The following is a 22,742-nucleotide window of genomic DNA, read 5'->3' as shown; positions in this document are numbered from 1 at the left end:
ATTTTAGTGTAAAATGGGTTGTTTCATAAATTTTATTTATAAAACTTCTTTTAGGAAAACCAATAGGTGTTCCCAAGAGCGTTTAGCTGCCTTTTCATTGTAGGCTGCCCCCTTAGAATTGTCGGTTCCGGATTCTGGATTTGTAAAAGAATGTACCGCATTTGCATAATATATCATTTGCCAGTCGGCTTTGGCATCACGCATTTCTTTTTGGAAAGCGGCGATTTCCTCTGAAGATTCATAAGGATCGTCGGCTCCGTGGCAAACCAATACTTTTGCAGATAGATTTTCGGTAATTCGAGCGCTATCCTTTCCAAGTCCCCCATGAAAAGAAACGACTCCTTTTACAGGTAAATGTCCCCTTGCAGCTTCAAGTGCTCCTGTACCTCCAAAACAATAGCCGATGACAACCGTTTTTTCGGAATTGGCTCCAGATTTGGTCAATTCCTCTAAGGCTAAACGAATTCTTTTTTGATATTGTTCATAGTCTTTTTTATAAAAACCAGCACGTTCACCAGCTTCTTTAGCGTCCTTAGGATAATTTCCCTCTCCATAAATATCAGCTACAAATGTATAATAGCCTAGATTTGATAGTCGTTGAGCCGTATCTTTTGAGAGTTGATCTATTCCTTTCCAAGCGGGAAGGATTAGAATACCAGGATTTTCTTTTTTTGCTTTTTTTGGTCTAATTTGAAAACCGTTTAATAGTTGTTCTCCATCTTTATATTGAATGGGTTTGAGTTGTGCAAAACAAAATGTCGAAATGAGAGACAAAATTATCAGATTATAAATTTTCATGTTTTTTAGGTATTAGGATTTGTTTTAGCTTAGCATGGTTTAGTAAGTCCTTATTGGTTTTTATAATGGATTTTCGATAGGTTTCATATTAATGCCTTGAACTTGGAGCTCTTCCGCAATAAAAATAAAAGTTCAGAATTGATAAGAAGTAGAAATTTTATTTTTACTTAATGTTACCCTACAATCTGCTCTCATAAGTTTTAAATCGAATGGAATTGGCAATTTTCATTAATCTTAATTCTGTTATTTTTTCTTCATTTAGCGATTCAGCCAGTAAATTAAAGATGGTTTTTTCTTCAAGGAGCTCTGCATAAATAGATAGAATACCGTAGGTTGCCAATTCATAATGCCCTATTTTGTATAGCGAGAGAATGATGCCTGCGTCTCGTACAGTCCCGAATTTAGTGTCCTCAATCATTGCATCAACATCTTGAAGCAAGCAATCGATGGTTTCGCTTTTTTGAAGGAATGGGTCTTCATCTAAGTTTGAAAACGCTTCTCCCAAACGAATTACGTGCAATTTTGTTTCTTCAAAATGGATGGTGATGGCTTCAATTAATTCAAATGCACAAGAGTTTTTTATCATTTTAGGAAAAGCTTTTAATAGTGCTTTTTCTATATAATACATTGTTTTTAATTCATTTACAAGTAATTCGAATAATCCTGAAGTACCGTCAAATTTATTTCTAATGGGTTTTGTGTCGTTGTCAGTTATAGAATTGTAGTTTTCATTTGGTTTTTTATCGTTATCCATTTCATTTTTCATTTGGTTAATCTGTCAAAACAAAATGTTTTGAAGATATATTTCGCGGGGATACTAATTTTTGGCTCTTAAAATAATTTTAAATTAATGCAATTATCATATTCCTAATGCAAGATAAAATAAAATATCGTCAAATTCAATTTTGGATTATGATTATTAGAAATGAATTCAAAAGTAAGTTTTATGATCGAATTTTGTAACCTGAAAATCATATTAGGTATTTCATCGACAAAAGCGTACTGATGGTCTGAAAAAATGCGGATTTACATCATATTAATTTTTTTGTTTTAACTTTATATACCCAGATCATTTTTTTTAATTTTTATAATCAATGCTATTATGAAAGCAAAAAATTACATGATTATGGTGGTCTTTTTTTTATGCTGTTATATATCTAGGGGACAGTCTCTTGTGGATACGGTTGTCGCAAACGACACAACAACAGCTGCAAGTATGGCAGTAAGATTTTTTTATTTCCCGAATCTTCAAGCCTATTTTGATACTAAGAAAGGTTTTTATATTTACAATGAAAATGGGACTTGGCTTACATCAGAAAGAATGCCGGCAAACTACAGGGGATATTCCCGGAACAATGGACTTTATGTACCGATAAAAGGATATTTTGGGGAGAAACCATATTCACTTTTAGATCAACATAAATTAAAATATCCAGCCAATTATTCCAGTAGACGTCAATTAAAGCCTATGGCATCTACGGATTAATCACGAAAAAAACGCTTCAATATTCTATTTATTGGTTCCAAATGCTTAGGTACCTTTTCGAAATTTGTATGTAATCATGTTCCTTTTCTACAAACATCCTGGCTCTTTTACTGATGATGGATATTTCTTCTGGATTTTCAATGAGATATGACAGTGATTCAACCAAGTAATTCACGTCTGGTTTTGCATTGACGTTCACACTTTCTTTTAGATTATAAAAGGCTTCAAATTCTTTTTCAGCACCGGTAAAAACGACTTTTCCTTTAGCCATTGCTTCGAGTGCATTGTACCCTTGATCATAACAGTAAACTTGGTCTAAAAGGATGTGTGCTTTGTTGTATAATTGGATATATTGTTGATATGGAATATTTCGTGTGGTAATTATTTCAACTCTGTCATTATATTTATTCTGAATAATTGCCAATGCTTTTTCGAAATAATCATTCCCTTTCTTGAAGTAATTTTCAGTATTAATACCGTGGAAAATGATTATTTTTTCAAGAGGACTAAAAGGTTGAACTTCTATATTTTCTACATTGATTGGATTGGGAATTAGGCCCAAATACTTCGGATTATTCCTTAAAGGGATATGATAATCCATGTCTGAAGCAATAATTCCCGATATGTTTTTATAGATAAATTCATGAAGTTTTCTAGACGATTTTTTTCTGAATTTTAAAACATTCTGAAAATTTTTATTGTTAATTTTTCCTTCCAAATAAGGTTGAATAAGTGATTTTATTTCCGGATTTTCAAAAGAATACTTCACGGTCAGGTAATCTGTGCCACAAGAAAGCAAATACACTTTTTTATTGTTTTTGAATAGAAATTCTAAAATTTTTTTTTCAAAATGATACCCACAGTAAAAACTATTTTCATTAATAAGCTGAACTACATCAAAATTAACAAACTGGTTTTTATTCTTCTTAAATTGAAGATAGGTCAAATAGGAACTGATGTTAAAACCGGTTAGTTTAAATATCCCAACCTTTATTTTTTTTAAGAAACCGGAATCCCATTTTTTTTCAATAGGAAAATCCACGGGAAAATCTTTGAACCCATCCTTGAATCCAAAAATGACAACATGATGCCCTAATTTTTGTAACCCTTCCTTTAAAGAATTATGCAATCGGCTGTATTCTCCTATGAGTAAAATGTTCATATATTGTTATCTTTGACAAATATATTTACAATTTGACAATAATGGGCACTACAAAAACTAAAATTGCAATAATAACCTCTTCTTTGGCACATGGTGGGGCAGAGCGGAGTTGTGGGTTATTATCCATTTTATTGTCTAACTTAGGATATGAAATCCACGTGGTTACTGTTCTGGATGAAATAGAATTTAATTATCAAGGGGAGTTGTTAAATTTAGGACTTTTAAAAAAGCAGGATGATTCCTTTTTGGGGCGATTCAAACGGCTTTTAGTTTTCAAAAATTATCTAAAAAAAAATAATTTTGATTGGATTATAGATCACAGACCCCGAATTCCAACTTGTTCCGAATTAATAATTTCAAGATTTATTTACAATCCCAAGAACGTAATTTATGTAGTCCATAATTTTAAAATTGATAAATATTTTCCTAGAAATAAATTTATCGCTAAAATAATTTACAAACATTCTCCCTATATCATTGCCGTTTCGGAAGAAATAAAAAAGGCAATACATCAAAAATTCGGATACAAAAATGTGAAAACAATTTATAATCCGATAGATAACAAATTGCTGAATTCATTGTCTAAAGAAAAAATTATTGATAAAAAATTTATTTTGGCATACGGCAGAATCGACGATGATGTTAAAAACTTTTCCTTGTTAATCGATGGGTATTCCCAGTCCATCTTGCCACAAAAAAAGATCTTACTTTACATCCTTGGAGATGGGAAAGATGTCGAAAAATTGAAACTAAAAGTAGCAGAATTGCATTTAACTGAAAAAGTCATTTTCAAATCTAAATTGACAAATCCTTTTCCCTATGTAAAATCGGCATTGTTTACGGTATTAACAAGTAAATATGAAGGCTTTCCCATGGTAATAATTGAGTCCCTTGCCTTGGGAACACCAGTAATTTCAGTAGATTGCAATTCGGGTCCCAGAGAAGTCATTGTCAATGAACAAAATGGGTTATTGATTGAGAATTATAGCAGTAATGAATTGGCAAAAGCCATGAATCGTTTTGTTGAAGATCAATTTTTGTATGAAAATTGTAAAAATAATGCGTCAAAAAGCGTGGAACATTTGGCTGTGGCATCGATTTCAAAACAGTGGCAAGAAATACTCTCTAAGTAAAAAGACCAACATTACTCTTTTAAAGAAGCCATATCAATGACAAAACGGTATTTGACGTCTCCTTTTTCCAGTCTTTTGAAGGCTTCATTTACATCTTGGACTTTTATCAATTCAATGTCGGCGGTAATATGGTGTTCCGCACAAAAATCCAACATTTCCTGGGTTTCGGCAATACCGCCAATATTGGAACCCGAGAAACTTTTTCGTCCCATTACCACATTGAAAGCACCAACTTCCAATGGTTCTGGAGGTAATCCAACCAAAACTACCGTGCCATCGTGTTTCAAAAGATTCAGGTACGAATTGATGTCGTGTTTGGCTGAAACGGTATCAATAATGAAATTCAGTTTTCCAGTATATTGACTCATTTGGGCTGCGTCCGTGGACAAAACGGCATTATGCGCACCAAGACGTTTGGCATCTTCCACCTTGGATTGTGAAGTGGTAAACACGGTTACTTCAGCTCCCATTGCTTTGGCTATCTTGATGGCCAAATGTCCCAATCCTCCAATACCCAAAATGCCCACTTTTTTCCCCGGTCCAACATTCCAATGTCTTAAAGGCGAATAGACCGTGATTCCCGCACACAATAAAGGAGCTGCAGCGGCCAAATCCAGGCTTTTCGGAACGTGCAACACATATTTGTCTTCGCAAACATAGGTTTCGGAAAAACCGCCATAAGTGACTCCACCCAAATATTTGTCGGGAGAATTGAAGGAAAAAGTTGGAAATTGATTGCAAAATTGTTCCAAGCCTTCGTGGCAACTCTCACATTCTTGACAAGAATCGACAATGCAACCCACGGCGGATAAATCGCCAACATTAAAGTTTTTGACGTGGCTTCCCACTCGGGTTACTCTTCCCACGATTTCGTGTCCCGGAACAATTGGGTAGGCGGTCATTCCAAAATCATTCTTGATTTGGTGCAAATCGGAGTGGCAAATTCCGCAATAGAGGATTTCCATTTCCACGTCGTGGACCTGTAATTCCCTGCGGTTGATGTTGATGGTTTCCAGGGGCTGGTCTGCCGCCTTGGTTCCAAAGGCTTTTACTGTTGTTGTTTCCATGTTTATTAATTTGTTTTTATAAACTGTTGTAATCATCATCTCTTACGGGCTCTAGCCATTCGGTTTTATCCTTGTCAAAGTCGGGTAGTAGGGCAATATGACGCATCAAACTGTCGTGCGAAGCTCCATGCCAATGCACGACAGTTTTAGGGATTTTAATCACATCGCCTTTTTGAATTAATTGAATCGGTTTGTCTTTTTCCTGATAATAGCCGATGCCTTCAATGACAAACAATATTTGTCCTGATGTATGGGTATGCCAATTGGTTCTGGCTTTGGGTTCAAAAGTTATCGTTCCCATATTGATGTTGTATCCATCATCGGGTGTCACGTTCATGTTTACCCAAACCGTTCCCGTGAAATAGGCTGCGGGTGCTGCTGTTCCTTTTTCTGTATATGTGGTCATATTGTTTGATTTTATTTTTTGCTGTGCATAATTTAACGGATTAAACAGTATTAAAAAGAATTATTGCTGTTAAATATTTTATGATTTTCATTTTATGTTTAACCAATTTATTTCTTTGCAAATTTCCGATGAATTTGCAAATGCATCAGTATACAGATTACTGTGTTAATTACCATTTTTACGGATTGAGAATTTATTTTTTGTTTATTAAACAAAAAAAGCTGAAGTAATTACTCCAGCCTCCTTGAAACTAAATGATTTTATTTATAATCCGAAAACTTTTTCTAAATGCATCGGGAAATTTTCAAGGTCTTTTGCAATGTATTCATTTTTAAAAATATTGAAACAATTATAGTCAGGTAGAATTTCAACACCGCAAAAACGGTAATTACTGCTAATGTTTAAAAATAAATCTGATGTACTTTTACCTTGCATCAATTGTTGTGCAGGATTATCAAAGGCTTCGGCCGGCGCATTCCAAGTGGCAGAAATCATAAACTTTTTGCCTTGTAAATGGCCACCAGTACCATATTGTTTGGTCACATCTTCTCTTGTTCTTCCGTCGTCAGAAAGGAACTTTTTGCTCAACAAACCGCTATTGAAAACTTCGTCCACATATTTTTTATAAATCCAGGGCGCACCAAACCAGTTTACAGGAGTTTGTAGCATCACAATATCTGCTTCGAGGTGTTTTTCTACTTCCTCGTCAGCATTATAGCCCTCTTCAATTTTTGTTTCTAAAATTTCAAAGTCTTTTGCTTCAAAAAAGTCTTTTGCTTTTTGAATAAAGGAATTGTTTAACTTTCCTTCGGTCCAATTTGGATAGGTTAAATGTGTATTTATAAGTAATACTTTTTTTGTTTTTTTCATTGTATGATTATTAATTATAAAGCAAAGATATAAGCTAAATAAAAAAAGGACAGAAACATTCTACCAGTAAAAAAGAAACAAATTACTGATAATAAAAAACGCCTTGTTTAAAGGCGTTTCATTGAGTTTAATTTTTATGGATTGCTTGCAATCGGTATTCTTTTGGAGTCAGGTTTACCTGCTTCTTAAAAAATTTAGAAAAGTAATTCGGGTATTCAAAACCCAATTCGTAAGCCACTTCGGTAGTGTTTAGTTTTTGGTTTTCTACCAATAGTTCTTTTGCTTTTTTGATTACAAAATCGTGGATATTTTCAAGAGCCGATTTTTGTGTAAAATGTTTTACAATATCACCCAAATAATTGGCTGTTAAGCCTAATTTATCCGCAAAATATTGAACGTTTGGAAGCTGTTTAACAGGTTGTTTGTAATAATCAATTAGACTTTGTTGAAAATCGGTCACAATTCTGCTGTACTGTTTGGGGTCGGTAGAAAACTGTCTTTTATAAAATGCTTCCACCAATGAAACCAACACATTTACATAAGACAAAAGCACATTAAAATTTTGTTTTTTACTTTCATAATATTTCATCATCAACTGAAAAACCGCACTAATTTCTTGTACTTCTTCGTCTGTTAAATACAAAGCTTCGTGCTGTCCATAATCCAGGTAGGTTTTGAACAAATACCGATTTTCTTCGATTGTTTTTTTGGAAAGTTGCAAATACATTCCAGTGTAATTTGGGTCAACATCCCATCCTACAGACATTTCAGGACTATTGAAAAATACGGCGTTTACTGGTTTTGCATTTGAAACAAATTTATCTCGATACCCTACTTTTATAGAAATTCTGTAAAAATCTACCGCAACAGCTTCAGACTTCAACAACATATTGGGTGGATCATAATAACCCACATCGATATCATTGTCTAAAGGCTTTGCCAAGCCTATGTATTCGTTATATGAAGCGAAGTCATTGAATGTTTTCATTTGATAAAGATATAAAATTTACTTTTTACTAAATGATTTGGCATAATTGGTGATTTTTTGTTTGAGAAATAGAAGTTGTATTGTTTTGTAACGCTTTAATCTAAACTTAGTATTTTTTTTAAAAACTTTAGTTGTTGTTTAATTGTCATTTTGTTCAAATAGGTGATTGGGAACAAACCAAAACAAGGATGTCAGTATTAGAATTATAAAAGCTGTTTTCGGAAAATCGATCAGCGATAAAAAGATGGCTACACAATTCAAACCTAGGCTGAAATACGATTTTTTATGACCTTTGAAGGTATTGGAAAAAGAGGAATCTTTACCGTGTAATAGGCAAAGTTGATTCACTAAAAGTAGATAAACAAGTATGCTTACAGTGAGCAGAGTGGCATAAATGGTAACTGTGATTGCTTTAAAATCATTTTCACCCATCGTTGCCGTTGCAAAAGGAACAAGGGAGAGAATAAACAGGTTGAGCATATTGATCCAAAGCACTTTATTGTCAACTTTGGAAACGGTTTGAAACAAATGATGGTGGCTGGCCCAATTCAATCCTACAAAAAGGAAACTTACGGCGTAGCTAACAAATACAGGCCACATTGCTGCAAAACTATCCAAAGTTGGATTGTGTGGAACTTTAAGTTCCAAAACCATTATGGTAATGATAATGGCATACACTCCATCGGTGAACGCTTCAATTCTATTTTTTTCCATATTCCATTTTTTAAGGTTTGCTGATGCCCAAATTTTCGTTTTTGTGTAATTCCGGATTTTGAACAAGTGTAGCCACAAAAGCGGCAATACTTTTTCTGGAAATGGCTGAACCGGTTTCAGGTTCGCCTTTGTGAGTAAGCGCATAATCAATTTCGTTGCCATTGGTAAACCAGTCGGGACGCAAAATAGTATAATCTAATCCCGAACTTTCTATTACGTCTGCCAACTTTCTGTAAGGCACTAAAACAGGTTTCAAAGGCGTTTCATAAATGCCGATAGAACTGATGGCAATAATTCTTTTCACTCCAGTTTCCTGCATTGCCTTTACAATGTTTTTTGACATTGCTTCCAGATTTCCTGCAAGGTTTACATATACGATGTCTTGTCCTGCAATTACATTTTTTAGTTTGGCATAATCCATTACATCGGCTTCTACAACCGTGCAGTTGGTCGTGTCATTTGCTATGTGACTTTTGCTTCTTGACAATAGCGTTAGGTGGAGATCGGGTACATTTTTCAACGTATCAATTATATGTTTTGCAAGACTGCCGCTTGCTCCAATCACTAGAACTTTTTTCATTGTTTTGTTTTTATTTATTTGTCCGCTTATGGATAAAGCCATAAATAGTACGGTTGTAATAAAGAGCTTTTTTTTCATTTCGGAGCCAATTCACCATACCAATAGGCAGAAGTTACTCCACCATCCATCAAGAAATCACTACCGGTAATAAAGGCACCGTCTCGTCCCATCAACAAAGCACCAACGACACCTACTTCGTCTGGTGTGCCTGCTCTACCAGCAGGAGAAATTTCCAGCATTCTACGGTAACTTTCCCCACGAGGGCCATTCAACTCGTCGTTGGCAAGCGGAGTTATAATTATTCCAGGACTAATGGTATTGATTCTGGCTCCTCGTTTTCCCCAGCGTACCGCTTCTGCCTTCACGCGCAATGAATTTCCTCTTTTGGATAATTGGTAGGCAAAGAGCGAACTGTCTACGGCATCCGATTGCAAAAAGGGATGAGAAAGCAGTTCTTCGGTGGGTGTAGCTGCCAATGCTTTATCCTGTTCGGGAGTCAATGAAGGTAAACGATGTCCCGATTGGGAAGCAATTACCACACCGGAACCACCGCTTTCGATAACATTGCCAAATTCTTCCAACACCAATGCAGTTCCATATAAATCCACTTTGAAAATAATGGATGGTGGCGCTTGCGAGGGTGAAACGCCGGCAGCATGAATAAGTCCTGTAACACCACCTATTGCGGTAGCCGCTTCAACCAATGCGTGAACCGAAGACCTTGAAGAAACATCAACAATGGCTGTACTAACTTTGAAGCCTGCATCACTGAGTACTTTTGCGGCTGCATCGCTGTTTACCGGACTTAAATCAGCCAGTAAAATATGATTTCCGGCACCCACTCGGCGAGCGATGGCTTGACCGATAGATCCGGCACCGATAACTACAATAACATTTGTTTTTTTCATAACATAAATTTTATTTTCCAACTCTTTGTTGCAAATGAGACGGATAACGGTCACCTTGAACGTTGGTTTTGGCAAAAGCTTCATCAATTTCTTGAATATCAGCTGTAGATAAAATAATGGAAGCACCACCAATATTTTCGGTCAATCGATGTGATTTTGTCGTTCCCGGAATAGGAACAATCCACGGTTTTTGTGACAATAACCATCCCAAGGCAATTTGTGCCGGTGTGGCTTCTTTTTGCGTGGCAATTGCACCTAAAAGCTCGACCAATTTTTGATTGGCCTTTCTGTTTTCTTCAGTAAAGCGGGGCACGATATTTCGAAAATCGGAAGCATCAAATTGGGTGTTTTCATTGATAGCACCCGTCAAAAATCCTTTTCCCAATGGGCTGAAAGGGACAAAACCAATTCCCAGATCTTCCAATGTTGGTAAAATTTCTAGTTCCGGTTTTCTCCACCAAATAGAATATTCGCTTTGCAAAGCCGTCACGGGTTGTACCGCGTGGGCTTTACGAATGGATTCAACGCCCGCTTCCGAAAGTCCAAAGTGTTTTACTTTTCCTTCCTGAATCAAGTCTCTAACGGTTCCTGCAACGTCTTCCATTGGTACGTTTGGGTCAACACGATGTTGGTAGAACAAATCAATCACGTCGGTTTTTAATCTTCTTAACGATTCGTCGGCAACCGCTCTAATCCGTTTTGGACTGCTGTCTAATCCCTTGTGTGAATCGCCATCGTGAAACCCGAATTTGGTCGCAATAACTACTTCTTTTCTAAATGGTGACAAGGCTTCGCCAACCAATTTTTCATTGGCTTTGCCGTAAGCTTCTGCCGTGTCAAAAAAAGTAATTCCTTGTTCGTAGGCTTCCCTGATTAATTGTATCGCTTTTTGTTTGTCAGTTGCTGGGCCGTAACCAAAACTCAATCCCATACATCCCATTCCCAATGCGGAAACTTCCAGTCCGCTGTTTCCTAATATTCTCTTTTCCATAATTTCTATTTTTTAAAATGTGGTGGCAACCGATTTCAGGATAATCCATTTTCCATTGCGTTTTTCAAGCTGCATCGTTTGTTGCAAACGCCAGTTGTTTCTTGTACCCCAAATTCTCGCATCCAAAAGGTTTTGACCAACAAACGTGGTTTTGTCTCCATCAATTTTCACCGTAGTTTTTATTTCTTTATAGGAGTAGTATTTCATTCGCTCACTTTCAATCTCGGAGAACCATTCGGCTTTTGATTGCACATATCCCGTGATGTGCGTGAGTGTGAAGCGCATATCTAAAATTCTGTTCAATCCTGCTATGTCCTTGTCAATCATCAACTGTGTCAGTTGGCGAGTTACCTCCAATACTTGCGATTTATCATCAGTTTCCATTGCGTTTTTTGGTTTAAAACTTGTTTGTGAAAAAGCCGTAGTTGCATATAAAAGGAGACATAACAGTAGTAATTTTATTAAATTTCATTGGGATAATTCTTCATTCCATCTTCTGTTTTACTACTTCTTCAATGGTGCTTCTACTCCCGACATGGCTTGCACGCCGGCTGGCAATCTATCACCTGTAATTTGTATTGTGTTTAATTCATTGGTAAATTTCAATAGTTCATTCGAAGAAAACTTCAGATTGCTTGCGCCAATATTTTCCTTCATATGATTCATTTGTGTAGTTCCTGGAATTGGAGCTATCCAAGGTTTTTGGGCCAATAACCAAGCAAGTGAAATTTGTGCAGGAGTGGTTTCTTTTTGTACACTCCATTTTTTTAAGAGGTGAACCAATGGCATATTTTTGGCAATATTTTCAGAAGAAAAGCGAGTTTCAGAACCTCTAAAGTCGCCTTGGGCAAAGTGGGTGTTTTCATCAATTGAAGCTGTTAGAAATCCAACACCCAATGGACTCCAAGGCACAAAACCAATTCCTAATTCTTCGCAAAGTGGCAGTATAGTTTTTTCCGGGCCACGCCATAAAAGAGAATATTCGTTTTGAATTGCTGCAACAGGATGTTCTTTGTGTGCTCTTCTTACAGTTTGCTCTCCTGGTTCAGAAAGACCATAATTCAATACTTTGCCTTCTTTGATGAGGTCTTTTATGGCTCCAACAACATCTTCAATTGGAACTTGCGGATCTACACGATGTTGGTACAGTAAATCAATTCTGTCAGTACGAAGTCTTTTTAACATTGATTCAACCACTTTTTTAATATGCTCTGGTTGACTATTCAAGCCACCCGGCACACGTTTGCCATCTTCACCAATATTAAATCCAAACTTTGTTGCAACAACTACTTTATCACGTATTGGAGCTAAACCTTCTCCAAGTATTTTTTCAACCTCCAAAGGACCATAAGCTTCGGCGGCATCAAAAAAAGTAACTCCATTATCAAAGGCGGTTCTGATAATATTGTGCATTTCTGGTCGTGATGGAATTGTGGTTTGATAGGTTCTGCTCATATTCTGGACACCCAAACCAATGCTGGAAACTTCCAATGTTCTACCTAATTTTCTCTTTCCCGAAAGGGGTTGTGGAGCATTGTCGTTTCCAAAAGGTTTAGATTCAAGATTAAGGGTTTGTGCAGAAGAGGAGAAAGGCAATAAGGCACTTCCTGCCATAGCAAGTCCGGCTGTTTTTAAAAGGTTTCTTCGATTCATAATTATGTTTTTTCGATAAATGTTTCGGTTAATAGTAATTTTATTATAAATCCAGCTTTCTTTCGCTCAGCCATTTCACCATTTCCGGGTTTCTGTGGTCAAAAAACAAACTTTCGTTGGTGTCCAATGCAGCAATGGCTTGCAAATCATCTGCTGATAGTTCAAAATCAAAAATGTTGAAATTCTCGACCATTCTTTCTTTGCGAACTGATTTTGGAATGGCAACTACGCCTCTTTGCGTCAACCAACGAAGAATGACCTGTGCTACGGATTTATTGTACTTGCCACCAATTGTCGCTAAAACTTCATTCTGGAAAATGTTGTTTTTCCCTTCGGCAAACGGACCCCAAGATTGAATTTGTACATTATTTTTACCAAGGAAAGATTGTGTTTCAATTTGTTGACAAAAAGGATGCGTTTCAATTTGGTTTATGGCAGGGGTAAAACCACTATTTACCACCAAATCCATTACTCTGTCCGGATGAAAATTGGCAACTCCTATAGCTTTTACTTTTCCTTCAGCATACAATTCCTGCATAGCTCGCCAAGAACCAAACACGTCTCCATAAGGTTGATGAATCAGGTATAAATCCAGGTAATCCAATTGTAACTTCTTCAATGATTTTTCAAATGCTTCCAGTGTTTTTTCATAACCCGCGTCTTGAACCCAAAGTTTGGTCGTGATAAAAAGTTCCTCTCTAGCCACGCCACTTTTTTTAATGGCTTTACCAACGGCTTCCTCATTCATGTAGGAAGCCGCTGTGTCGATTAATCGATAACCAATTTCGATAGCATTTATGACTGCTTTTTCGCATTCAACTGCATCTGGAATTTGAAAAACACCAAACCCCAAAAGAGGCATTTCAATTCCGTTGTTTAATTTTATATTTTCCATTTTTAAATGATTTTTTGATGGTAATTTTTTGATGGTACAAAGTTCCTGCAAGAATTGGTGTTGTTTGGTATACAGATTACGGATGTTAGTACCATTATTACTGATTTGGAGATTTAGGCTAACATCTTAACAATCTGGGTAGTATATTTGTACTATAAATTTAAGGAAAACAATATGGATACGATTATAAAACTTGAAAATATCTCCCAACACAATACAATAAAAGGCATAGAAACCCAACACCCTTTAATAACTGTTTTTGACAATTCGAATGCGAATGCATTTCCAAATCACTGTCGAATTCATTTTGGGTTGTATGCTATTTTTTTGAAGGCTGTTCATTGCGGAGAATTGAAATACGGAAGAAATACTTATGACTATGATGAGGGAACGATGGTTTTTGTTGCCCCGGGACAAGTTTTGGAAGTGAATAACGAAGAAAATTACCAACCTTCGGGCTTGGCTCTTCTTTTTCATCCCGATTTAATTAAGGGAACAACACTGGGAAAACAAATGAGCCAGTATTCCTTCTTTTCGTATGAATCGAACGAGGCGCTTCATTTGTCTTTGAAAGAGCAACAAATCATTAAAGACTTGTTTGGCAAACTGGAATATGAATTGGAGCAATCAATAGACAAACACAGCAAAAGTATTATGGTCAACAATATCGAATTGTTGTTGAACTATTGTGTTCGTTTTTACGATAGACAGTTTATTACCCGCGAAAACATCAACACCGATATCCTGTCCAAATTTGAACACTTGTTGAACGATTATTTCCAATTGGAAACCACAAAGGATTTGGGATTGCCTTCAGTGGCTTATTTTGCGGATCGTTTGCATCTTTCCCCAAATTATTTTGGCGATTTGATCAAAAAAGAGACCGGAAAATCGGCTCAGGAACACATCCAATTAAAATTGATGGACGTGGCCAAGGAAAAAGTTTTCGATACCGAAAAATCAATTAGCCAAGTAGCCTTCGAACTTGGTTTTAAATACCCTCAACATTTTAATCGAATGTTTAAAAAGAGTACAGGTTACACCCCTAATGAATATAGATTATTGAATTAGCAGGAGAAAAGTGGACATTCTGCTTTGAATTATGCAACTATTGAAGAATTTAACAATCAAATTAATTATAAAAATGTAGCTTAACTTAATGTGCAGTTTTTGTTTGCATATCCATATTTTTCATAACTATTTAATTTACGCATTCAATAAGGCCTCAATGTCAAATTTTTTCATTTTCAAAAAAGCTTGAATGACTCTGGGTGCTTTTTCAGCATCCGACATTAATTCACTTAAAATTGTCGGCACAATTTGCCAAGAAACGCCAAACTTGTCCTTAAGCCAGCCGCATTGGCCTTCGCTTCCGTCTTCCGTCAATTTGTTCCAATAATAGTCAATTTCGTCTTGTGTTTCACATTCAACAACTATAGAAAGTCCTTCGTTAAACTGGAATTCGTGTTCGCCAAAACCATCCATTGCAGCAAATAATTCATTTTGCAAAGTAAAATGTCCAAATTTTAAATTCCCTTCCTGTTGCGGTTCTCCGGCTTCATAAATTTGTAGCTGCTGTATTTTTGAATTTGTAAAAATGGAAGTGTACTGTTTTATGGCTTCTTGGGCTCGACCATATTGTTTGCCTGTAAAAAGAAAATTAGGAATTATTTTTTGTCCACCAGCCGGTATTTCCCCCAACATTAACTGCCAAGTCATTCCAAATTTATCAACCACCCAACCGTATTTTTTGCTCCAGGGATATTGGTCTAAAGGCATCATGGCGCTACCACCAGCTATGAGTTTGTTCCAAATTGTCTCTATCTCTTCATTGGTTTCGCAAGTAACAAAAAGTGAAATGGATGGGTTTATTTTGAACATTGGCCCGCCATTTAACCCCATTATTAGCGCACCTTCAATTTCAAAACGCACCACCATGGGGTTGTCATTTATTATTTTTGAATGGTTGAAAATCGAGCAATAAAAATCTGCGGCTGCTTTGGCATTGCCATCAAACCACAAACAAGGGTAGAGATTTTTTTTCATTTTTTCCAATTTAAAAAGGGAATAATTTACGATTCATTCGCACAATTAAACATCCAATTTACACCAAATTTATCGGTGCAACTTCCATAATAAGCACCCCAAAACATATCTTGTAATTCCATAGTTATGGTTCCGCCCGCAGACAAAGCATCGAATAATTTCTTGGTTTCTGATTTGGTATCCGGTTCAAGATTTATATAGGAATTATTTCCAAAAATCACTTTAAAACCCAATGATTCAGGAGCATCGGTTGCCATTAAAACATGACCGCCAAGGATGGGTAATTCAATGTGCATCACCAGTTTTTTATCTTCTTCCGCCATTGGTGGCATGCCTTCTTGATGAGGAATATCGCCAAAACGTGCAATTCCGCCATTGCCAAATTCTCCTCCAAAAACGGATTTGTAAAATTGGAATGCTTCCTCGGTATTTCGAGGGAAATTGAGGTAAGTGCTTACTCGTGCCATATTATTTAATTTTAGTTGTTCTCATTGCTTTTACAATGGTGAGATTTTTGTCTTTTGATAGTTTTTTGTACTCATCAGATTCTAATGCGTAAAGGGCAATCTTCCCGTTTTCGTTACAGTGTAGACCCCAGCCGTATCGTTTTGTTAGTGGCGAACACCTGAAACACGCATGTCCTTTCGAGAAAAATATTTCTTTTTCTAATTGAAGAGTAGTGCTCGTTATTTTATTTTTTGTAACAAATACCTGAAAGATGACCTCATCAGAAGTGTATTTGTAGGGATTATGCGCCACCATTTCGAATTGAATATTTGCCACCGTTTGAATGTCAGTTTTTATTTGCGGAAATTTGGCTAATTGTACCGGGCAATCGGTTGCAACTTCAATAAAAGTATTTATAAAATTTGTAGTATGTGTTTTTTGAGTTGCCATTCTAACTGTTTTTTTATTTCATTGATTTTTCAACGTAAGTTTTGAAATTATTTAAAATGGCCTGCCAACCTTGTTTTTGCAATTCGGGAGTGTTTTCCTCTTCAGCATCAAAAATTTCTATAATTTTCACACCGTTTTCTATTTGTACAAACAAAACAGTCACTTTCCTATCATCTAAAAGGGTGTAACTAATTTTTTCATTTGTTATAATCACATCATAAATTCCTTCAAAATCAAAACCGAAACTGCCATCTTTGGCTTCCATTCTAAAAAGAAATTTTCCTCCAATTCTTAAATCGTTTTCCGATCTTGTCGTATGCCAATCTTCGGAAGCATTATTCCACTTTTTTATGTGTTCGGGACTTGTCCAAAACCGCCATATTTTCTCGATTGAGGCTTTTACAAGGGTTTCTACCGTGATGGATTCTTTAGTTTTCATTTTTAAACTATTTTACATTATAACAAATGTAACGAATATTAAAAAATTCAAATGCTTGATAATGAATATTTTGGTTTGAGTATTCAGTTTTTTTATTGTATATTACGTTATTGAGAAACAAAAAAGACGACTGTTTCCAGTCGTCTTACAATTATAATCTTAAAAAAAAATATTACCCTAATTTAGCTTCTAAATTTTCTTTTATTGCTTCTAAGAAACCTTCGGTGGTTAAATAATCAGCAGCAGTTAAACCTTCTGGTTTTACTAACATTGCCAAGTCTTTAGTCATTTTTCCGCTTTCTACGGTTTCCACGCAAACGTCTTCTAGTTTCAGGCAAAAATCAATTAATTCTTGGTTTCCGTCTAGTTTTCCTCGATGTTCCAAACCTCTGGTCCAAGCAAAAATGGATGCGATTGGATTGGTAGAAGTGGCTCTACCTTTTTGGTGTTCTCTGTAGTGACGTGTTACCGTCCCGTGAGCCGCTTCGGCTTCTACTGTTTTTCCGTCTGGTGTTACTAATACAGACGTCATTAATCCAAGTGAACCAAAACCTTGCGCTACGGTATCTGATTGTACGTCTCCATCGTAGTTTTTACAGGCCCAAACAAATCCGCCACTCCATTTCATACAAGAGGCTACCATGTCGTCAATCAATCGGTGTTCATAAGTAATCCCTTCTTTTTCAAATTCGGCTTTGTAATGTCCTTGATACACTTCTTCAAAAATATCTTTGAAACGTCCGTCATAGGCTTTTAAAATCGTGTTTTTTGTAGAAAGGAACAACGGCCATTTTTTAGTCAATGCCATCTGGAAGGAAGAATGGGCAAATCCGTAGATGCTTTCGTCGGTGTTGTACATTGCCATAGCAACGCCATCCCCTTCATAATCATATACTTCCCAAGTTTTGGTTTCACCTACTTCTGGGACAAAAGTCATGGTTAATTTTCCTTTTCCTTTGATAACCGTATCTGTAGCTTTGTATTGATCTCCAAAAGCATGACGACCAATAACGATTGGTTTTGTCCAGCCTTTTACGTATCTTGGTACGTTGCTCATAATGATAGGCTCGCGAAAAACAGTACCCCCCACGATGTTCCGAATGGTTCCGTTTGGAGATTTCCACATTTTAGAAAGGTTAAATTCTTTCACGCGATCTTCATCTGGTGTAATGGTGGCACATTTGATGCCCACATTGTATTTTTTGATGGCTTCAGCCGAATCAATCGTGATTTGGTCTTTAGTAGCTTCCCGGCTTTCAATTCCTAAATCGTAATATTTAATGTCTAATTCCAGATAAGGAAGAATTAATTTTTCTTTAATGAATGACCAAATAATTCGTGTCATTTCATCTCCATCCAACTCTACAATTGGATTGACTACTTTAATTTTTGCCATGCTTTAGTTATGAGGTTTGTACGTTTTTTTTTAATTGTCAGCAAATATAATGAAACGATATCGTAATAGAGAAATGGATTCCCTTTTGTTTTTATTAGTATCTGTTAAATTATGAAATTGGGATTATCAGTACCTTAAAAAGAGAATATGATAATTTACAGGTAGATTTTTGTCAAAAAAAAAGTTCCAATAGTACATCGGAACTTTTTTATAAGAAGAAAGCGAACTATCTTCTTTTATCTCTAATCTTAGCTTTTTTACCAGTAAGTTCTCTAAAGTAGAAAATTCTAGCTCTACGAACATGACCTTTTTTGTTAATCTCTACTTTTTGCAAAGCTGGCAAGTTTACCGGGAAGATACGCTCAACTCCTACAGCACCTGACATTTTACGAATCGTAAAAGTTTCTGTGTTTCCAGAACCTCTTCTTTGAATAACAACACCTTTAAAAAACTGTGTTCTTGTTTTTTCACCCTCTTTAATTTCGTAGTACACTGTGATGGTATCACCAGCTCCGAATACAGGGAAATCTTTTCTTGTTACGAATTCGTCTTGAACGAATTTCATTAAATCTGCCATGATATTTTTTAATTATGGTTTTAAATTGGAGCAACATTCGCGGACTTCGCCAGAGGTTGGTCTAATGTGGGCGCAAAAGTATTTAAAAAAGTCGAAAGTCACAAGTTAAAAGTCGAAAGATTACCTATGTTTTTACATTAATGACTTTAAGACTCATTTAACAAGTCCGGACGTCTGTTCTTCGTGTGTTCATAGGCCATATCCTCACGCCATTTATCTATTTTGGCGAAATGACCGCTGGTTAAAACATCGGGAACTTTCCATCCTTTATAATCGGCAGGACGAGTATAAATGGGGCCTGATAACAGGCCGTCCTGAAAACTGTCAGTTAAAGCCGAAGTTTCGTCACTCAAAACACCCGGAATCAATCGAATTAAAGCATCCGACACTACCAAAGCACCAAGTTCTCCGCCAGACAAAACATAATCGCCAATAGAAATCTCCTTCGTGATAAAATGATCGCGAACTCTTTGATCTACTCCCTTATAATGTCCACAAAGAATGATAATATTTTTGTAGAGTGACATGGTGTTTGCCATTTTTTGGTTCAGCGTTTCCCCGTCTGGCGACATATAGATAATTTCGTCATAGGTGCGTTCGCTTTTCAAATGTGTGATACAGGCGTCAATAGGCTGCACGGTCATCACCATTCCGGCACCACCACCAAAGGGGTAATCATCAACACTTTTCTGTTTGTTTGTGGTGTAATCCCGTAAATTATGAATGTGAACTTCCACAATCCCTTTTTCAATAGCACGCTTCATGATAGAAGCTTCAAACGGACTTTTTAATAATTCAGGTAAAACAGTAATAATGTCAATCCGCATTTTATGTATATTTATAAGAGTGCAAAGGTACTAAGGTTAATTGGAAAAGAGAAAAGAAGGTAAATTATTAGCATGTCTTCTTTTATCAGTATTTTTATTATACTCCAAATTGTTTTAAGTGATGGTCTAAATGTTTCCACATTAGCAAATCCCATTCGTCATAGTTCATTGCTCCCCAAAACGGATGTTTCATTATTTTTATGGATTGATGTCCCTGTGCGAAACGACTAAATTTTTCAATTAAATCTTTTTTTGAAGTTTCAAAATCATATTTATCAGAGAAAATAAATTCGGGGGCTGTCGGACTATTTTTTTTAAATTCCGAATTAAAGACTTTGTTTTTAAGCATCTTACCTAAAAATTTCATCAAGAAATTTATTTTAAGTTGCTTCGTGCCAAAAGCAACTTCAACTGCAGCATCAGTATGTTTCAGCATCTGGTCAACTGACATTTTTCCCCACAAAGGCTGGCTTTCGGGAATCAGCTTATTTATTCGAACAATCATGGCCTCATTTCCAGCACTGTCAAAAATGGAGTTCATATTTTTTGTATTTAAATGAAGCGCAAATATAATGTATATTTTTTTAGAAGGTATGTTCTGTTTTTAGGGAGGCAGAAAGATATGGAGTGTTGTCAAAACAAATTCTTAACAATTTTTCGGGACTATATCACTGTTTTTTCAATTACATTTATCTTTTATTAAACGAATCCTTTCTTATGCAAATTTTTTCAAGAATAATCATGGCAAGCAGTATGATTGTCTGCATTGCCTTATCTCAAGTTCAAACACTTTATGCACAAAACAAATCCATTAAAATGACGAATCCGCTTTTACAGAAAAGTACGTTGCAATACCAAGCACCGCCTTTTAATTTAATTAAAGACGAACATTTCAAACCCGCTTTTGAATATGGTTTAAAAATTCATGATGAAGAAATAGAGAAAATTGCAAACAATCCTGCCCAACCCACGTTTCAAAATACGGTGTTGGCATTAGAGACTAGTGGTTTAGATTTAACTAGGGCAACTGGGGTTTTTTATAACCTGACGGGATCAAACACCAACCCAACTTTGCAGGCTATAGAGGAAGAATATGCCCCCATTTTTTCAGCCCATAATGACAAAATATATTTAAACAGCAAAATATACAATCGTATCAAAGCATTAGATGTCGCCACTTTAAAAGGTGAAGACAAAAAACTGACCGAGTATTATTTGCAGCAATTTGAATTGGCAGGAGCCAATTTATCGCCGGCAGATAAAGAAAAAATGAAAAAAATCAATGAAGAGTTGGCTAGTTTAAGCACACTTTACAGTAACAAGTTATTAATTGCCCGAAAAAACGGAGCTGTTTTGTTTGATAACGCAAATGATTTAGCGGGTTTAAGCATCGATGAAATGGCATCGGCTCAAGCCCAAGCCAAAGAGGCTGGGCAAGAAGGAAAATATCTCATCGGATTATTGAATACCACCCAACAGCCCTTGCTGCCCAGTCTAACCAACAGAGCCACTAGAGAAAAAATATTTAAGGCCTCTTGGAATCGCGCCGAGAGAAACGACGAAGGCGATACGCGTGAAGTCCTGGAAAAAATGGCGAGATTGCGTTTGCAAAAAGCACAATTAATGGGTAAGAAAAGTTTTGCCGAATGGAGGCTGCAAGACCAAATGGCCCAGAAACTAGAAGCGGCCATGGACTTGTTGTCCAAAATTGCAAAGCCGGCAGTAGCCAAAGCCCAAGAGGAGGCCAAGGCCATTCAAGATTTAATTGACGTTCAAAACGGCAGGTTCAAATTAGAGCCTTGGGATTGGGATTTTTATTCTGAGCAAGTGCGAAAAGCGAAATACGATTTAGACGAAAGTCAAATAAAACCGTATTTCGAAATCACCAATGTATTAGAAAAAGGGGTGTTTTTCGCTGCCAAACAAATGTACGGCATCACGTTTAAGGAAAGAAAAGATTTGCCGGTGTATCATCCAGACGTTGTAGTCTATGAAGTGTTTGACAATGACGGAACCTCCATAGCCATTTATTATTTGGATTTTTACACCCGTGATAATAAAAACGGAGGCGCATGGATGAATAATTTTGTGAGTCAATCGCATTATTTAAAACAAAAACCGGTTATTGTAAACGTGTATAATTTTGCAAAACCCATAAATGGAAATCCATCCTTGGTCAGTTTTGACGATGTAACAACAATGTTTCATGAGTTTGGGCATACGCTGCACGGGCTGTTTGCAAATCAAAACTATGTCAGTCTTTCCGGGACTTCCGTGCCGCGGGATTATGTAGAATTCCCTTCTCAAATCAATGAGCATGCGGCATTAGACCCAACGGTCTTAAAGAATTATGCCCTTCATTACCAAACCAAAGAAGTCATCCCGCAGGCGTTGATAGACAAAATTAAAAAGGCCGAAACCTTCAATAAAGGATACCAACTAACCGAATTGTTGGCCGCATCAACCCTAGACATGGCTTGGCACAGCGTAGAACAGGAATCGGATTTTAAACCGACACTGGCTTTCGAAAACGAAGCCCTTCAAAAATATGGCTTGTTGGTCAACGAAGTTCCAACCCGATACCATACTCCTTATTTCGCGCACATTTGGAGTGGAGGATATTCCGCGGGCTACTATGCCTATACTTGGTCTAAAACATTAGATTACAATGCTTTTGATTGGATGGAAGCCAACGGAGGTATGACCAGAGCCAATTGTGAGCATTTTAGAAAATACATTCTGTCCGTAGGGAACAGCGTAGATTTAAACAAAGCCTTCAAAGATTTCATAGGGCATGACATGCAAATAGAACCGTATTTAAGAAATTCAGGTTTGTCTGAAAAGTGATAATTTTTTAGGTAAAATTTTGGAAGAAGCGGTTTTAAAACATAATTTGAGTCTGTGTCACG

The 22,742-nt window shown here is 36.4% G+C and carries 26 protein-coding genes; 4 read left to right on the top strand and 22 right to left on the bottom strand.

The window, feature by feature from the left end:
- Nucleotides 1–36 precede the first annotated feature (36 nt).
- Nucleotides 37–798, bottom strand: coding sequence for a dienelactone hydrolase family protein (locus DB895_RS01145; protein WP_116723501.1), 762 nt, complete (start codon nt 796–798; stop codon nt 37–39).
- 178 nt (nt 799–976) lie between these two features.
- Nucleotides 977–1,552, bottom strand: a complete 576-nt coding sequence (locus tag DB895_RS01140; protein ID WP_166426913.1) for a YciE/YciF ferroxidase family protein — start codon at nt 1,550–1,552, stop codon at nt 977–979.
- A gap of 462 nt (nt 1,553–2,014) precedes the next feature.
- Between DB895_RS01140 and DB895_RS01135 the strand changes: the two genes are divergently transcribed.
- Nucleotides 2,015–2,284, top strand: coding sequence for a hypothetical protein (locus tag DB895_RS01135; RefSeq protein WP_133242631.1), 270 nt, complete (start codon nt 2,015–2,017; stop codon nt 2,282–2,284).
- A gap of 28 nt (nt 2,285–2,312) precedes the next feature.
- Here the strand turns inward: DB895_RS01135 and DB895_RS01130 are convergent, their stop codons facing one another.
- The gene (locus DB895_RS01130; RefSeq protein WP_116723498.1) at nt 2,313–3,446 is read right to left on the bottom strand and encodes a glycosyltransferase family protein; all 1,134 of its coding nucleotides are present in this window, start codon (nt 3,444–3,446) and stop codon (nt 2,313–2,315) included.
- Between the two features lie 41 nt (nt 3,447–3,487).
- Here DB895_RS01130 and DB895_RS01125 point away from each other — a divergent pair, with 41 nt between their 5' ends.
- Nucleotides 3,488–4,579 (top strand): glycosyltransferase, encoded by a 1,092-nt coding sequence (locus DB895_RS01125; RefSeq protein WP_166426912.1) that lies wholly within the window; start codon nt 3,488–3,490, stop codon nt 4,577–4,579.
- A gap of 11 nt (nt 4,580–4,590) precedes the next feature.
- On the opposite strand, the gene DB895_RS01120 is transcribed toward DB895_RS01125, so the two are convergent.
- The 11 genes from DB895_RS01120 to DB895_RS01070 all read right to left on the bottom strand — a co-directional run bounded on the left by DB895_RS01120 (nt 4,591) and on the right by DB895_RS01070 (nt 13,651).
- The gene (locus tag DB895_RS01120) at nt 4,591–5,646 is read right to left on the bottom strand and encodes an NAD(P)-dependent alcohol dehydrogenase (RefSeq protein WP_116723653.1); all 1,056 of its coding nucleotides are present in this window, start codon (nt 5,644–5,646) and stop codon (nt 4,591–4,593) included.
- A gap of 16 nt (nt 5,647–5,662) precedes the next feature.
- Nucleotides 5,663–6,052, bottom strand: a complete 390-nt coding sequence (locus DB895_RS01115; protein WP_116723497.1) for a (R)-mandelonitrile lyase — start codon at nt 6,050–6,052, stop codon at nt 5,663–5,665.
- A 264-nt stretch (nt 6,053–6,316) separates the two neighbouring features.
- Nucleotides 6,317–6,922: an NAD(P)H-dependent oxidoreductase gene (locus DB895_RS01110; protein ID WP_116723496.1), complete on the bottom strand. Its 606-nt coding sequence runs from the start codon at nt 6,920–6,922 to the stop codon at nt 6,317–6,319.
- A gap of 127 nt (nt 6,923–7,049) precedes the next feature.
- Complete coding sequence (locus tag DB895_RS01105; RefSeq protein ID WP_116723495.1) at nt 7,050–7,910, bottom strand: helix-turn-helix domain-containing protein; 861 nt, start codon at nt 7,908–7,910, stop codon at nt 7,050–7,052.
- A gap of 138 nt (nt 7,911–8,048) precedes the next feature.
- Nucleotides 8,049–8,624, bottom strand: coding sequence for a TMEM175 family protein (locus tag DB895_RS01100; protein ID WP_116723494.1), 576 nt, complete (start codon nt 8,622–8,624; stop codon nt 8,049–8,051).
- Nucleotides 8,625–8,634: 10 nt separating this feature from the next.
- Complete coding sequence (locus tag DB895_RS01095; RefSeq protein ID WP_116723652.1) at nt 8,635–9,204, bottom strand: NAD(P)H-binding protein; 570 nt, start codon at nt 9,202–9,204, stop codon at nt 8,635–8,637.
- Nucleotides 9,205–9,278: 74 nt separating this feature from the next.
- Nucleotides 9,279–10,112: an SDR family oxidoreductase gene (locus DB895_RS01090; RefSeq protein ID WP_116723651.1), complete on the bottom strand. Its 834-nt coding sequence runs from the start codon at nt 10,110–10,112 to the stop codon at nt 9,279–9,281.
- A gap of 10 nt (nt 10,113–10,122) precedes the next feature.
- The gene (locus DB895_RS01085) at nt 10,123–11,103 is read right to left on the bottom strand and encodes an aldo/keto reductase (RefSeq protein WP_116723493.1); all 981 of its coding nucleotides are present in this window, start codon (nt 11,101–11,103) and stop codon (nt 10,123–10,125) included.
- Between the two features lie 12 nt (nt 11,104–11,115).
- Nucleotides 11,116–11,487, bottom strand: coding sequence for a nuclear transport factor 2 family protein (locus DB895_RS01080; protein WP_116723492.1), 372 nt, complete (start codon nt 11,485–11,487; stop codon nt 11,116–11,118).
- Between the two features lie 120 nt (nt 11,488–11,607).
- Complete coding sequence (locus DB895_RS01075; RefSeq protein WP_116723491.1) at nt 11,608–12,756, bottom strand: aldo/keto reductase; 1,149 nt, start codon at nt 12,754–12,756, stop codon at nt 11,608–11,610.
- 43 nt (nt 12,757–12,799) lie between these two features.
- Complete coding sequence (locus tag DB895_RS01070; RefSeq protein ID WP_116723650.1) at nt 12,800–13,651, bottom strand: aldo/keto reductase; 852 nt, start codon at nt 13,649–13,651, stop codon at nt 12,800–12,802.
- Nucleotides 13,652–13,825: 174 nt separating this feature from the next.
- On the opposite strand from DB895_RS01070, the gene DB895_RS01065 reads away from it, so the two are divergent.
- On the top strand, nt 13,826–14,722 hold the full coding sequence (locus tag DB895_RS01065) for a helix-turn-helix domain-containing protein (RefSeq protein ID WP_116723490.1): 897 nt from the start codon (nt 13,826–13,828) through the stop codon (nt 14,720–14,722).
- A 135-nt stretch (nt 14,723–14,857) separates the two neighbouring features.
- Here DB895_RS01065 and DB895_RS01060 read toward each other — a convergent pair whose 3' ends face one another.
- The 8 genes from DB895_RS01060 to DB895_RS01025 all read right to left on the bottom strand — a co-directional run bounded on the left by DB895_RS01060 (nt 14,858) and on the right by DB895_RS01025 (nt 20,374).
- Nucleotides 14,858–15,697, bottom strand: coding sequence for a VOC family protein (locus DB895_RS01060; protein WP_116723489.1), 840 nt, complete (start codon nt 15,695–15,697; stop codon nt 14,858–14,860).
- 26 nt (nt 15,698–15,723) lie between these two features.
- The gene (locus DB895_RS01055; RefSeq protein WP_116723488.1) at nt 15,724–16,164 is read right to left on the bottom strand and encodes a VOC family protein; all 441 of its coding nucleotides are present in this window, start codon (nt 16,162–16,164) and stop codon (nt 15,724–15,726) included.
- A gap of 1 nt (nt 16,165) precedes the next feature.
- Complete coding sequence (locus DB895_RS01050; RefSeq protein WP_116723487.1) at nt 16,166–16,594, bottom strand: DUF6157 family protein; 429 nt, start codon at nt 16,592–16,594, stop codon at nt 16,166–16,168.
- Nucleotides 16,595–16,607: 13 nt separating this feature from the next.
- Nucleotides 16,608–17,033, bottom strand: a complete 426-nt coding sequence (locus tag DB895_RS01045) for an SRPBCC family protein (protein WP_116723486.1) — start codon at nt 17,031–17,033, stop codon at nt 16,608–16,610.
- Between the two features lie 172 nt (nt 17,034–17,205).
- Nucleotides 17,206–18,429 carry an NADP-dependent isocitrate dehydrogenase gene (locus DB895_RS01040; RefSeq protein ID WP_116723485.1) on the bottom strand — a complete coding sequence of 408 codons (1,224 nt, stop codon included), beginning with the start codon at nt 18,427–18,429 and terminating at the stop codon, nt 17,206–17,208.
- 226 nt (nt 18,430–18,655) lie between these two features.
- The gene (rplS, locus tag DB895_RS01035) at nt 18,656–19,006 is read right to left on the bottom strand and encodes a 50S ribosomal protein L19 (RefSeq protein ID WP_116723484.1); all 351 of its coding nucleotides are present in this window, start codon (nt 19,004–19,006) and stop codon (nt 18,656–18,658) included.
- A gap of 146 nt (nt 19,007–19,152) precedes the next feature.
- Nucleotides 19,153–19,833, bottom strand: coding sequence for a tRNA (guanosine(37)-N1)-methyltransferase TrmD (gene trmD / locus DB895_RS01030; protein WP_116723483.1), 681 nt, complete (start codon nt 19,831–19,833; stop codon nt 19,153–19,155).
- Nucleotides 19,834–19,930: 97 nt separating this feature from the next.
- A complete protein-coding gene (locus DB895_RS01025; RefSeq protein ID WP_116723482.1) occupies nt 19,931–20,374 on the bottom strand; it encodes a DUF1569 domain-containing protein in 444 nt (147 codons plus the stop codon).
- 176 nt (nt 20,375–20,550) lie between these two features.
- Here DB895_RS01025 and DB895_RS01020 point away from each other — a divergent pair, with 176 nt between their 5' ends.
- Complete coding sequence (locus DB895_RS01020) at nt 20,551–22,680, top strand: M3 family metallopeptidase (RefSeq protein ID WP_116723481.1); 2,130 nt, start codon at nt 20,551–20,553, stop codon at nt 22,678–22,680.
- Nucleotides 22,681–22,742: the final 62 nt, after the last annotated feature.

It is taken from the genome of Flavobacterium psychrotolerans, assembly GCF_003097635.1.
Taxonomy (GTDB): Bacteria; Bacteroidota; Bacteroidia; order Flavobacteriales; family Flavobacteriaceae; genus Flavobacterium; species Flavobacterium psychrotolerans.
The sequence above is the reverse complement of the archived record's forward strand: the minus strand, read 5'-3'. Positions and strand labels throughout refer to the sequence as shown.